Consider the following 14,457-nt stretch of genomic DNA (forward strand, 5'->3'; position numbering starts at 1 on the left):
GTCTGTCACTTAGCCTCTTGAAAAGAGCCACTTTTCACGCAATAGCGGAACGTCTGTCCTCATTTTTCGCTATCAACGTACCATGTAACTTTTAACAAACAATAGAACGGCGGCACTGCGATCAAGTTTAGGCTACCGAACCTCCAGCTATAGCTTGCTGGTTATTTTTCTATTACTTTTTTAACATAACGCTCAGCTTCTTTATATATTTTGTTTATTTTCCGAAAATTAAAAAGCTCCACACGCAATAAACCCGTGTGAAGCTTAACTTGAGTATTTTTATTCTCGAATTATAACTTACTCGAAATTCTCAAAATCCTCCAAGCTGCTATCCCCTTCGCCTCTGTCCAAATACTGCTCATATTCTCGGTTGCGGACAAAAGAAACATGACGGCCGGTTATATCTGTCGCAAGAAAACTTTCAAGTGCTTCAACATAGCCGTCATTTTCTAGCGCTTCGATTCCAACATGTTCATAATCCTCAACGTCTCGATTTTCAGACATAGCAGGAGAATCTGAATTTCCCCACTGTTCAACGATCTGCCATGTATCCTCGCCATCAAAACCGGCTACCTCTTGCTCATCCATGCTTGTTCGGCCAAATGCAGGTCTCATAATATCTTCCTCTACAGGACGCCGATCGGATATAAGGTCGCGAGGAGCATGATCCACACAATAAATCGTGTAAGGCAGCGCTTCAAGCCGTTCCTGTGGAATTGGCTTGCCGCATGTGGCACAGCTTCCATAAGTTCCATCATCTATCGCATTTAGCGCGGCTTCGATCCGCTGAAGCTGATGCTCCTTTTTCTCACCCAATGCAATATCCTTGCCTCGCTCAAAAAGCTCGGTAGCCAAATCGGCTGGATGATTGTCGATCGGAGAAAGCTCTCCCGTCGTTTCCTTTAAGGCTTCACCTAACCCATAATGTTCGTTATTAACCAATTGTTCTTCAATTTGCTTGCGCTCTCTTTCCAATCGACTGCGAAGCATAGCAAGCTGATTTTCTGATGGAGCAACCATAAGCAGCACCAACCTTTGCGGAAAATTTCGATATCGCTGTTAGCTTTTGCTGCAACGCTTTTTTTCATTATGGGAAAGTGAGGGAATGAGAAAGTTGTTAAAGAAGCATACTTTGAATACGAACTACACGCCAATCAAGGATAAACGGCTTCACCGTCCTTTGGAAAGGCGCGTTTACCAATGAAATATAGGCACAAGTAGGGTGAAACTAATACTTTCCAATATTTCAAGAAAAACGACCCTGTCATCCAAAACCGAGAATATACAGCAGCTGACTTAAAATAACGATGCAGAAATACATCATATTTTCCATATTTGTTCCGTAATTACAAAAATGATGCGATTATACAGGAGATATGTACAATCAAGCACTTTTTTGCTGAAAATGATAAAAATCCTGTATTTTCGCAGGAGTTTACTCCAAACTAGCTTTGGCATCAGAAAAATCATGTACTTATGCAGGATTCATTCATACATAGATTACATTTTTTTCATATCTATTCTAGCTTGTCATTCCGAGTCTGTTTCGTCACTCGTAAAACACAGCACCAGCAGCATATCACTGGTTTAACCAACTACAATCAAGACTCACTTCCTGGATCTACACTACGAATGTTAATGGATAAATTTTTGGAATTTTTAAAAAGGACCCCTAAGGGTCCCCTAAAAATAAGTAATCAAATTTTTAGTCAACTGTCAGCCGTATATCATCAAAGTAAAGCGTCCCGCTTCCCGTAAACCCAGGGCTTGCAGCGTTCACGTAAATCCCGAACCGTTCTACCTTTTTCAAAGCGGCTGCATCCAGCACGGCAGACTGATTAGGCGCATGCGGCGCTGGATGGAATTCACTAAACGGAATTTCGACCAATTGTTCTTCTGTACCGAGAAGCGATGGATAGATCTCGAATGGAATGCCATTCGCTCTAATTTGGACAACAAGCTTTTGCCCTGAATCATCCGGCTTATACCAGAATTTCAGCTTGCTGTAGACGCTCCAATCAGCATTTCCATACGTTTTGATAACGCCTGTATACCCATTAGAAGCTAATTGATAATCAAATTTCATCGCATAGCTGCCGCTGTGCTTCGGAGCTTCTACTAATGATATTTTGCTCACATCTCCGGCATTTGTATACACTTCACGCAAAAGACTGTTGTCGCCGTCAAAATTTTCAAAATTATCTAGCACGCTCGGATCTCTTAGAGCCTCCTCAGGTGTATAAATAAACTGAATATTATCTAGATAAATGGGTCCCGTGTATTCCAGCTTTTTAAATACGATAGCGAATACCATCGCAGTTGCGGAATCCTTATCCGTTCCTTTCATCTCGATGCTTACCGAATGCTTGGCAAACTGCTCCCCACTCAGCGTTACTCTTGGCAAATCGGACAAAAGTGGCTTGGCATTTGTTGTTCCATATTTTATGGATGTAGTAGGGAACAAGTAAATATTCGGCATTAAAGTAACCCCTGTCTGATTTAGTGTTGGCGAAAGCTCCTTTGTCGGGATCAAAATATCAAATTTAACTTTATTCACATTAGCCAGAGGAACAAGGCTTTGAATTTGTTCTACCTTCACCTTCAGCTCCTGCCATGCTTCATTAATATTGCTTCCGCTTATGTCAGCATTCAGCTGCAGCGCTTCAAGCTGCGCATTATGCTGCATCGCCGGTACGCCAAACCCGGCTTTATAGGTTCCGCCGTTCGAAAACCAGTTTGCATCAGTTGGATCAGCAAAGTCCAGTTCCTTTACAATTGACTCCATTAATATAGTAGCCTGCAATTGACGCTCTAGAACGGCACCATTCGTAAAGCTTGCTTTTACATTAATCGTTACCGTTTGTCCATTATGTTCTGCGGCAGGAATCCACTCCGCTTCGTAATAGCCGGTTAACGGATTCAAGTTCATTAGCTGCTCTGGCCCACTATTAATCGAATAGGCTACACTTGCTACAGGAGCATGGTAAGCACCCGCTCTTATTGTAATCGGTCCTTTTACTATTTTATTATTTGTCGGGCTTACGACATAGAAGTAAGGGTCTGCTGCAGAATCAGCCTGAACATCAAGGTTGTAGACTCCTGTTAAACGATCACCGAATGCAGTGAAATCATCATTGTAAAATGAAATAAAATCGTCCAGCATTTCATGGTTCCCGTATAGAGGGTGGTTTCGGAATGGTACCCAGAAGGAATTAGCCGCACTGTTCGTCCAGGTCAAGGCATAAGCGATACGCTTTGCCCCCTCGTCGGCCTTTAAATCATTCAACCAATCCGTCCACCAATTCAGATTCGGATTACCGCTTAAGCTATGACCATTGCTAACCCCCAGCTCCGTAATCGCGGCGATTTTTCCTTTTTCCTCAGCCAATTGCGAAAGCATACGTGAATCTTGGACGAGCTGATCTCTAAAAAGCTGATTATAGCTGCTGTCATAAATATCAAAGCCAAGCACATCCACATACTCATCGCCAGGATAGCGGTATAAATACTGTTCCGGGTCGCCATTGAAAAATCCATTTGGAGAAAAAGCGTACAAAAAGTTTCGAACCTGCTTGATATCTCTTAAATACTCAACGGTAAAGCGATATATATTCATATATTCATCGTTCTTTGCGTGCTGAGCCCCCCACCAGAACCAGCTTCCGTTATGCTCATGGAAGGGTCTAAAAATAACAGGGATTAAGGTTCCCTCAGAATCAACAAGGCCACTCGCAAGCTCTGCAATATTATCAAGAAAAGCTAAATACTGCTGATGATGGCTGCCGCCAGGCAATATATGCTCGACCACTCTCGTTTTATCATTAAAATTACCACCGCTTACGAAGTTAGGCATATGGGAGCTCAACGTAATAATGCCATTTCTTTCGTAGGCAAGCTTCATAACCTCTCTCATAGACTCTATCGTATACGGCTCGCCGTAGCCCTCAAGGGAATTTGTATCCCAGCCATATACTGCTGGAAAAGCGCCCACTGAATCTTTTACATCAGATTGTGTCCCGTTGTTTTTCGTAATCGTTGCTCCGCGTGTCGTAGAGTTTTGATGCCCAAATAAAAGATTATTGCCGCTTATATTGGTAAGATAGGCGAACAAGGATCTGGTCTCAGCCGTCGCATTGCGATCTACAAGCTTGACCGGGCTCTTATCGAAGTCTTGTGTATCGATCAATGGCTGGCTATTGTCCGGCAGCACGCCCGGAGCCTCACCCTCCTCACCGCCAAGAGGCTTATTCAACACCTTGATATTATCAATGTAAATGGGTCCGTTATACATAAGGCCATCGGAGGTATAAACGACATTTAATATATCCCCGGCCTCATGACCACCAACCAGCCTGCTGTATACCTGCAGCTTGCCATATTCCTTGCCGTTTACCACTACTCGTTCAAGCTCACTCACCTTGGACACACTATCATTTTGGCCAAACCGGATCCAGCCCGGATCAACCGCAATATAAGGCTTAATGTTGACATTCCCGTACAATTGAAGATCAAGCAGCGACATATCCATGTAGACATCGAATGTAACGGTAGTCGCTTGCCCGATATCCGGGATAGACCTCCACAGCTTCAAGTCCTGCCATTTTGATATTTCCGTTATTTGCGCATTGATTTGCAGAGCGCCTCCGCCTACTGCTGTTGAATGCTCAATAGTTGGAGCAGGGAAGCCTGCTTGAAAATGACTTCTGCTCTCCCAGCCTTCCAGTTCCTCGTCGAATGTAAACTCAGCAATAACATAATCAGGCTCCGGCTCAGGAGTAGGGCTAGGGCTAGGACTTGGGCTAGGGTTGGGACTAGGAGTAAAACTATTAATTATTCCCGACGCAGTTCCTAGCAACGACTGCCCAGCTTTTATAGCTGAGCCATTGAACTCAATGCCAGCAAGAATGGAGGACGTCTTAATGGTACCTTCGCTCGTAATAACAGCTCCCTCAGCAGCTTCTTCCACGAGCAGCTCCGCAATAACAGCAGCTTTCTGAATGATAACCTGTGCCTCACCAGCAAGGATTAGCTTCTTAATGCTTGCCCCTGGAAGGATAGTTACTTTACTATTGGCACCGGTATAGACCTCTTCATACTCCCCTTCCAAAAGAACATCGCTGCCTTCAATTAGAAGCTGACCAATGCGTGTCTCGTCACTGGATACTATGCGCACGGGTAGAGAGCGTTTATTAACGACCGCTTTATTAAGCGTCGAATGACGAAACACAATAGAATGATCTCCCCCGCCGGCAATAAACGCATTTCCAGCAACCTTTACATCGTTTAATGCTGCCTCGCCTTCCCCTATGCCCGATGTGAGATAAAGATTGCCCTCGATACTGGATTTAGCAAGCGCAACGCCCGCTTTATTAATAACAGCATTGCCTGTCACTTGCAAATCCGAATATTGTCCAGGCTGATAGAGCAATACCTCGACTATTCGGTCAAGCATCGTAATAAATTCAGCCCGCGTAATGCCCGCATGAGGCCGGAGTGAGCCATCCGCGTAGCCATTCAATACGCCTTCCGCCAACAAAGCCTCCAAGGCTGACTTAGCATAAAGGCTTATTTTAGAAGCATCTAGATAGGCTGCACTTGAACTGGAATGCGCGTACTGCAATTCAAATGCTTGAGCCAGCAGCATAGCGGCCTCTTCTCTTGTCGCCTTGCGTTCAGGTTTTAGACTCCCAGTAGGAAAGCCTTGTACATAGCCTAAGGACTGTGCCTTCAGCAGCTCGCTAAAGTACCAAGCGTCAGAGCGAACATCTACAATTGGAGTATTTTCTAATAGCTCATCATCAGTATGCAAAGGACCGCCTAATACACGGTTAATAATCGTTAAAGCTTCGGCAAGAGAGAGAGGATTATTCGGCTTAACGGCACCATCGCTATAACCTTTAATGATTCCCGTTGATACCCATCGATCCATGGCAGATTTAGCCCAATGAGCCTGCAGCTCATCCTTTTTTGCTTGAACAGTAACTGGAATGCAGCTGGACCAAACAAAAGTAAGCGCTATCAAAAATACAAAACTTTTACGCCATCTACTCATTACCCACATCTCCAATCGATTATATAATTAAACGCCCAATTTTTTGCGATACTCCATTGGACTATATCCGAAATGCTTTTTATACACTTTGGCAAAATGAATATAATCCTCATAGCCAACCTCATGAGCCACCTCATACGTTTTGAGCAGGGTGCTCTGAAGCAAGCGTCTCGCCTCCTCCATACGCAAATAGACCGTGTAGCTGCCTACGGTCATTCCTGTTTCCTGTTTAAACAAATCGGACATATAGTTGCGGCTCAGCATAACGGATGCGGCCAGCTGCTGATAATTGATTTTTTCCTTATAATGCTGCTGCAAAAACTCTTTCATTTGCTCGATTACTTTTCGATTCGGCTGATCCAGCGCATTTCCGGCCATTTCCAAAAAAGACTGCGCCCCTTCCTCAAGCCGGCGAACCGCGCACAAACGGAAATAATGCCTGACCTGATCAATAGCCAATAGAGGCTCTCCCAACCCGCGATCAACACCTTCAAACAAAGCGATTTCTAAGTTTTCCAGCTTCATTTCCTCAGCAAGCAAATTAAGCCACGCCATCGACAGGGCATTCAGCAAATAATGCCTGCCTTGTGTCCACTGCATAAGCGTATCGAGAGCATCTACGATTAATAAAGGCATTGTCTCATGCTGTACTGTTTTAATCGCATCCATCCATTTCGTTAACAGATCCCTATGACTAGGCAAATGCTGAAGCAGTAATTTATGCGCTGCATTGTAGCGAGATTGCTGCAGCTTGGCATCCGATTTCAATAACGTAGCATGAAGAATATCAGGATCAATCGGCTTAAGGATGTAATCTACCGCTTCCAGCTGAATACTTTCCTTTGCATAGCTGAACTCATCATAGCTTGACACCATAATGCATACCATCCATGGATATCGTTGGCGTATTTGTCTGAGCAGTTCAATCCCGTCCATCACAGGCATCCTGACATCTGTAATGCAAATGTCTGCATAATGCTGATCCAGCCAATCCAAAGCAAGCTGGCCATTGGAAGCTGTCCCCGCCACTAGAAATTGATCATTTCTATCTTCCACTTGTTTGCTCAAGCTGCTGCGAATGAGAGGTGAATTATCCACAATAAGTACACGATTCATAATGAGATCATCTCCTGTGCTTCTGACTTTTCATCTTGTATAAAAGGAAATGTTAACTTGATCAGCGCGCCGCCCTGCTCCAAATTGCCAACCTGCAACCCAGCCCAGACAGGCTTGTAATACATCCTAAGTCTGTAATGTACGTTGGACAGCCCTAATGACTTCTGCCGTTTGTAATTATCGACTTCAGCCGCTACGGATAAGCGCTGTCGGATATCTGCCAGCCGATCTGCACTAAAGCCAGTGCCATTATCTGAAATAAGAATGCGAATAATGCCATCGGAAGCGTCATGTTCCACTCTCACACAAATATGGATAGCCTGCCCTGTCGTTTCAACGCCATGCTTGATCGCATTTTCTACAATAGGCTGTACGATAGCCTTTAAGCATGGCGCTTCTCCCAGCACGGAGGGGCAATGAAGCTCCCACGTAATATCATCTTCATACAAGGTGCTCATAATGTTCAGATAGTCTAACAAATGATTCATTTCATCGTTAATCGTAACGCAGTTGTTCTGATAGTTGGATGTGTACCTCAGCATATTCGATAACGACAAGGTCGTGCTGCTAATCTCCTTATGGCTTGCTAGAGTCGCCATCGAGTTAATAGATTCCAATGCGTTATACAAAAAATGAGAATTAATTTGCGATTGTAAAATAGACAGAACAGCCTCCTGCTGATGCCCCCTGCTTTCTGCCAGCTGTACGATAGAAGATTCCAGATGATCAAGCATTTTGTTATAGGATCTGCCAAGATCCGTGAGCTCGTCATCCCCCTCCAGTACAACCCGCGATTGCAAATTGCCTGTTTGGGTTTGCGACATTACCCTTCTTAACCGTAATATGCGGCTAGTAATAGAGGAGGAGAGCGCGATTCCGACCGAGGTTGCAACAATCAAGCTGGCAGCAACAATCATAATGATCAAATCGCGAGTCCGGTAGACACTTTGAGCAAGCTCCTTATAAGGAACGACAGCGACGCTTTTCCAATTAGTATAGGGAATCGTTTCAAATATGACCATCTCGCCTGCTGATTGATGAAACCATGCTCCTGAAGGGCGATTGAAAATAGGCTCCCTCCATTCGTCATCCATGCTTGTCATCATCAGCTCTTCATTCGGATGAGCCATTATGACGCCATCTTCATTGGCGATAAATCCGACGCCAGTTTTTCCAAGCTGGATTTCATTTAAAATAGCCAAAGTAGGCTGCAAGGAGATGTCGATTTTAATAAATCCGTTCGAATTGCCGTAGCGCAGCTTTTTCACCAAGGTAATGACCTGCAGCTCTTCAATCCCGCCGTTGGCATTTACATAATCTTTGCTATTTCTAATATAAGCGGACAGCTTTCTGGAGAAAGGCACATCCAGGAGCTCCGGCTCGTTCATAGCTGTATAGCCTTTTTTCAAGCCGGGAGAACGGGAATAGTGCATTTCATTGCCGTTTTCGTTAAGAAAGGTAACCGACATTATTTCTGGATGACTGGCAATCAAAGGATTAATATATTTTTCTTCTACCCTGCGGAAGCGAAGCACAACATCAGCTGTCTTGCCAACCTCCGCCTGAAGCCAATTGGAAAACTCCGTGCTTGAGCCGAGCAGAAAAACGCCTTGCTCATATTGATTGAAATATCGGTCAATGTTTAGATTCACCTGCGTCAGAATCTGGCTGCTGAATCGCTCCACATCAACTCTTATGTTTTTGGACATTTGATTAATGGCGAGCCATCCAATCGAAATCGTTGCCAGCGAGATCACTATGATCAGGATAAGTATAAATTTCTTCCTAATTGAGCGAATTCTATTAAACAATGTCCTCATGCTCCTCTCCACATGCTCTTTAAAGATTAGTACGTGGAAGAGATTGTGTAAAGATTAACCTTTCACCGAGCCAAGCAGTGCACCCTTAATGAAATGCTTTTGCAAAAATGGGTAGACGAGCGCAATCGGAAGCGTTGCGGTAACGATCGTGGCCATCTGCAGACCTTGCGGCGATGTATCGATTAAGTCCAAGCCGCCCGACGCGGCTAGTGCATCCGTCGTATTATTTTGGGCCACCAATACGTACAGGTAAAGCTGCAATGTCCGAAGACTGGCATCCGTTATATACAGCAGCGGTGTATAATAGTTATTCCAGTGGCCTACGGCATAAAAGAGCAGCAAGGTTACCATAATCGGTGCCGACAATGGAACGGCTATCCGCCAGACGATGCCATACTCTGATAGTCCGTCTACCTTGGCTGAATCGAACAGCTCCTCGGGCAGCCCGCGAAAAAAGGTAATGCACAAAATCAGGTTAAAGGCCGATATCGCCGCTGGTATAATTAATGACCAAATGGAATTCATCATTCCCATCGATTTAACAACCAAATACATCGGGATAACAGGAGCATTAAAAATCATTGTGAAAATAATAAACAGCATGTAGGGTTTCCGGCCTTTAAGATCAGTCTTGGACAACGGATAGGCAGTAAGCGTTGTAAGCGCCAAATTAATAATGGTGCCCGCTACTACTACAATCAGCGTTATTTTAAGCGCATTCCAAAACAACGTATTGCGTATGACAAGCGCATAATTATCCAGATTCATATTAACCGGCCAAATTCTTACCATGTTATGGGTAAGTGCATAAGTCGAGCTAAGCGAACCGGAAATAACATGCAGCAGCGGAATAACTACAATTGCGCTGATCAAACACAGAAAGATAATATTCGCAATATCGAAAGCTTTCGCTCCAATTAATTTATTCATCCTCTTACCTCCTAGTACAATCCTTCATCTGTCAACCATTTGCTGATCTGATTAGCTGCAATCAACAATATAAACCCGACAATCGATTTGAAAAATCCGATCGCGGTCGTCAGACTGTACTGGCCGTTCATAATGCCTGCCCGGTACGTATACGTGTCTAATACGTCAGCTACGTTATAATTGGCAGGGGTCAAAAATATATATATTTGCTCAAAGCCTAAATCAAGCACATGACCCACCTTCAATAAAAGCAAAATGACAAACGCCGGAAGGATGCCCGGGAACGTGACGTGAACGAACTGCTTCCAGCGATTCGCTCCATCCATGCGCGCCGCTTCATATAAGGAAGGACTAATACCTGCGATAGCCGCCAGAAAAATGATGGAATTCCAGCCCATTTCCTTCCACATGCCTGCACCAACGATAATGGAGCGAATGTAGCTGTTATTTTGCAGAAAATGAATTTTTTCGCCGCCCAAATCAGCAATAATACCATTAACCATCCCCATCTGCGGCGATAACAGCATGTAGATAAAGCCGAATACAATCGTCCAGGACAAAAAGTGAGGCAAATACACAATTGTCTGCACAGTGCGCTTGAATATAGATAACCGCACTTCATTCAGCAAGCATGCAAGTAAAATCGGCGCCGGAAAGGAAAAAATCAGCTGGTAAAAACTAATAATCAACGTATTGACCAGCAATCTTTTGAACTGCGGATAAGAAAACAGCTGATCAAACCATTTAAGCCCAACCCAATCGCTCTGCCATATTCCTTTGAATATATTAAAATCTTGAAAAGCGATGACGCTGCCAAAAATGGGGACATATCGAAATACAACAAAGAAGATAAAGCTTGGTATTAACATCATATAAAGCGGCTTGTTACGAAGCACATATTTGAAAAATGAAGATAATCGTGATTTGTTCATACTGGAAGCTGCCAGCGAATTCTGTTCTAAAGTGTACTGCTCAGCCATGCTTTCTCCCCTCTCCACCCTATTGAGATTGTCGATTAATTGTAGATAAGGCAACAAGCAATTGAAAGGGATGCTACTGCGATCAAGTTTGGGATTCCGACCGCTGTTGCTTCTCCATTCCCAATCTTGCTCTCCATTCCCCTTTCTTATTGCTTATCAATAGTTGCCCACAATTAATCGATACTCTCCTATTTCTCATCAGGTGATAAAGTCCAGGGATAGCACTGGAGCAGTGCTGATCCCATTACTTTTCACACTTGTCTAACCGTTCTATTATTTATTTTCATTGTACCAATCGGTCATTTCCTTAATTGCGTCATTGCCGCCCTGGCTGCGCCACTGTGCTACGAACTCGTCAAAGTAGTCGAGCGGCTTATCGCCAAGAATAATTAGTGTTGCGGCCTCCAGCCATAGCGAGCCTGTGTTTTTAAGCTCCGGATTGTCATTGTAAGCTTTCGGAACAGGCATTGCAGCGGTAGGATTAGGCAGTCCTTCCTTCAGGGCCACGTCGATTCCTTGCTTCATTGCTTGGAAGCCTTCCTCACCTTGCCTTGCTTTCTCTACCTTCTCGCTAAAGCCATGAATCCCAAATGCTGCTCCGCGCCAATCCCAATTTTTGGCCTTGTCGGCTTCCATATCATAAGTATAAATGTCGCCATTTTTCGTATAGGTTTGACCCTCCAAGCCTAGCGCCGACCAAATTTGCCCTTCGTCAGAGATTAGCCAATCGTACATGCTGATGATCGCTTCCGGGTTTTTCGCCGTATCAAAAATAATAAATGTTTTATTGACAGCCGTCTCCTTCACGCCAACCGGGCCTTCATAGCCTACTCCTTGAGGTGTTGGAATCGCGATGACTTCCGTCTTTTTATCCGGCAAAAACTCGAGCAGCTGATTTCTCCAATGATAGCCGTTCTGCGAATTATGCACCCATGCTCCAACCAGATCGGAATTAATCTTCTGTGTCCAGATTTGGCTTGAATTTGTTAAAAACTCAATGTCCAGCAGCTTTTCTTCATACATTTTTTTAAAGAATGCCAACGCCTGCTTCATATTTGGATGAATGATGCCAGGAATCATTTCATTCTCGTACATGATCGTCGAATCAGGGTTTACACCAAACATGCCGAATAGGTTATCGCCCCAGCTCAAATTTTCACGCATCGAGAACGGAATTTCATCCTTCTGCTTGTTCCCGTTAGGATCGTTGTCACGGAATGCACGCAGCATATCGAGGAACTCATCTGACGTTTTTGGAATGTCTAAATTCAAAGCATCCATCCAGTCCTTGCGAACAAAAATCATTTTGGCGGCAGCAGCTGCAGTCGGCTGCGGTATGCCCATAATTTTTCCTTGGACGGTTACCGCATCCCAACTGGATTGCGGTATTCTTTCTAATAAATTCGGGCCATATTCCTTCAGCAGATCATTCAGTACGAGCGCTTTGCCGCTGGCTACTGTCTCATCGCCTGCAATCCCCCATGTTTGAAGCACATCTGGAATGTCACCGCTTGCAATTTTCAGCTTCAGCTGCTCAGCGTACCCGGAATGTGTAATGGCTACCGGATTAACATCGACATTTGTTTTTTCAGCCATATATTTGATTACATCAAGCTCTTTTAATTTTCCAGTAGGCATCGGAATGTTATGGTCAGAGAAAAAAATCGTAAAGCTTGCCGGCTCCTTAGAGGTGGCAGCCGGCTGATCAGAAGCAGGCGCCTGTGTGGAGCCCGAATCAGCTGACGGCTGATTGCCGTTTTTAATGTTACTTCCTTGCCCGCAAGCAGATACGATAAAAATAAGCGAAAGCAAAAGCAGCAGTGGTACTTTAACCAATTTCTTCAAAGAAAAGACCTCCCAGTATAGGTTTTTAATGCTAGCTTGTTATGTTCGGAGCGATTGGTAACGTTTTGCTCCTTCTATTTATAATCATAAATAACGTCCAGCTCATTTCACAGTTGGTCAAATACTGATCTAGTAGGGTTTTATACAGATATTTAATCGGCAGATATCATGCAAAAACTTTCCCCTTCAAAGAAAAAAGCTGCTCCGTTCGGGGACTAACCCTTCCCCTACTTATGGAACAGCTCTCTATGTCAGCTGCTTAAACGATATGCAATTCCAGATTCATCAAGCTGGCTGTCTTTTTCAATTGACTGTTTACATGGCCAACGCCCAGCGCGAAATGATGTGTCGGACCTGCCATGCACCAGGACTCCACGAATTCTGCTGTGCCTCTGTTGAAGTTACATCTCGTATTCGTATTTCCTGTGCGCGGAATCGCTCCTTTGATCGACTCCCCTTCTGTAGCAATAAGTCGATAGCTTCCGTCTTGATTTTGTGAAATGGACAACAGCGTAACAGGTCCTGCCTTAATGCTGAATTCCACGCCGATACCGGAGCCGCTCTTGCCATGAAAGAGGTCAAGGCCGCGAATAATAGGATGTCCATCGCTAATATTGACATGATGCGGACCATCATGGCCGACCAAAACAATATCGTCATGAAAATCACAAGGGTGCAGCTCCGAGAAGGAGCCCCCTGCTCCAAGCCGATCCATGATCAGCATCGCCGCACAAGTTTTCAGATCGGCTTCACCGGCAAGCGCCACTCCCTTGCCCGTCAACAGCGAATTGCCGAGCGTCATATTGGAAGCGATTCTTTCATACTCATTGCCGTCCAGTCCGCGGTAATAGTAAGCCATCCCCACAAGGTTCTGCTCTACAATCAAGCGGTCCATGCCAACCGCCACCTTGGCCGCCCACTCCAAATCCTCCGGCTTCACTAATCTTGTAATCGGATCAATATAAGGCTCGGCAATTTCAAATACGCTATGAATTTCATCGAGCTTATCGTTTATCTGCTGTTTGGTTGCACTATGGACCATTTTGGCCAGATCGCACATTTCAAGCATTTGCACATGAGCGCCGAAAGAGGCAGTAAAAGCGGTCGGATCAGAATGCATATCGTACATGCCTTCGTAAGTGTGGCCTAAATATCCTATTTTAGAACGCTTGAACGCACGCTTTACACTTGCTGCCCGGCACCACTCCTGAAGCTCCCTTCTCGCTCTAGGGTCTTCGTTCAACGTCCCCACGACCATGCCCGCGGCAGGCTTGCCTGTTCTCAGCAGCACTCCGCTTACTTCCGGGAGCGCACATACATTATCATTCACAAGCTGCATATACGTTGTCGTATTTGCATAGTCAAGCGCATGACGCGGCTGCAGGGCCACAAGCACAGTTGGAACCTCTGCATTCGTAATGACACCCGTTGCGACAGCTGACGTTACATACGTGCTTAAGTAGCAAAAGAGCAAATCGAGATCGCTGTTTTTCAGCTTTTCTGCCGCTGTAAAGGAGGTGGCCATATCATCCACGAAGCCTGCTGATACTATCTCTACCTCATAGCCTTCTATAATTTGCTCGAACTGTCTGCCATACCCCTTCAATTCCTCCTCCAGCCCTGGAAATTGGCTCCAATACAACCTATGGCCAATCGTAACAATCCCGATTCTAGCTTTTTTACGAATGATACCCATAATAAATTCTCTCCTTTC

At 44.7% G+C, this 14,457-nt stretch carries 8 protein-coding genes; all 8 read right to left on the minus strand.

Annotated features, from left to right (window positions below):
- Window positions 1-297: 297 nt before the first annotated feature.
- The 8 genes from ACRRU2_RS24815 to ACRRU2_RS24850 all read right to left on the minus strand — a co-directional run bounded on the left by ACRRU2_RS24815 (window position 298) and on the right by ACRRU2_RS24850 (window position 14,439).
- Window positions 298-1,020, minus strand: a complete 723-nt coding sequence (locus tag ACRRU2_RS24815) for a TraR/DksA C4-type zinc finger protein (protein ID WP_331697893.1) — start codon at window positions 1,018-1,020, stop codon at window positions 298-300.
- Between the two features lie 685 nt (window positions 1,021-1,705).
- Window positions 1,706-6,052 carry a glycosyl hydrolase gene (locus ACRRU2_RS24820; RefSeq protein WP_432505813.1) on the minus strand — a complete coding sequence of 1,449 codons (4,347 nt, stop codon included), beginning with the start codon at window positions 6,050-6,052 and terminating at the stop codon, window positions 1,706-1,708.
- A gap of 27 nt (window positions 6,053-6,079) precedes the next feature.
- A complete protein-coding gene (locus tag ACRRU2_RS24825; protein WP_432505815.1) occupies window positions 6,080-7,168 on the minus strand; it encodes a response regulator transcription factor in 1,089 nt (362 codons plus the stop codon).
- Window positions 7,165-8,979: a sensor histidine kinase gene (locus ACRRU2_RS24830; RefSeq protein WP_432505817.1), complete on the minus strand. Its 1,815-nt coding sequence runs from the start codon at window positions 8,977-8,979 to the stop codon at window positions 7,165-7,167. Before ACRRU2_RS24830 ends, ACRRU2_RS24825 begins: the two co-directional genes overlap by 4 nt.
- Window positions 8,980-9,042: 63 nt before the next feature.
- Window positions 9,043-9,918: a carbohydrate ABC transporter permease gene (locus tag ACRRU2_RS24835; RefSeq protein WP_432505819.1), complete on the minus strand. Its 876-nt coding sequence runs from the start codon at window positions 9,916-9,918 to the stop codon at window positions 9,043-9,045.
- Window positions 9,919-9,929: 11 nt separating this feature from the next.
- On the minus strand, window positions 9,930-10,898 hold the full coding sequence (locus ACRRU2_RS24840; protein ID WP_432505821.1) for an ABC transporter permease: 969 nt from the start codon (window positions 10,896-10,898) through the stop codon (window positions 9,930-9,932).
- A gap of 273 nt (window positions 10,899-11,171) precedes the next feature.
- On the minus strand, window positions 11,172-12,743 hold the full coding sequence (locus ACRRU2_RS24845) for an extracellular solute-binding protein (protein ID WP_432505823.1): 1,572 nt from the start codon (window positions 12,741-12,743) through the stop codon (window positions 11,172-11,174).
- 259 nt (window positions 12,744-13,002) lie between these two features.
- Window positions 13,003-14,439, minus strand: coding sequence for an L-arabinose isomerase family protein (locus ACRRU2_RS24850; protein WP_432505825.1), 1,437 nt, complete (start codon window positions 14,437-14,439; stop codon window positions 13,003-13,005).
- Window positions 14,440-14,457: the final 18 nt, after the last annotated feature.

The sequence above is a fragment of the Paenibacillus sp. GXUN7292 genome (assembly GCF_050864975.1).
In the GTDB taxonomy this organism is placed as follows: Bacteria; Bacillota; Bacilli; order Paenibacillales; family Paenibacillaceae; genus Pristimantibacillus.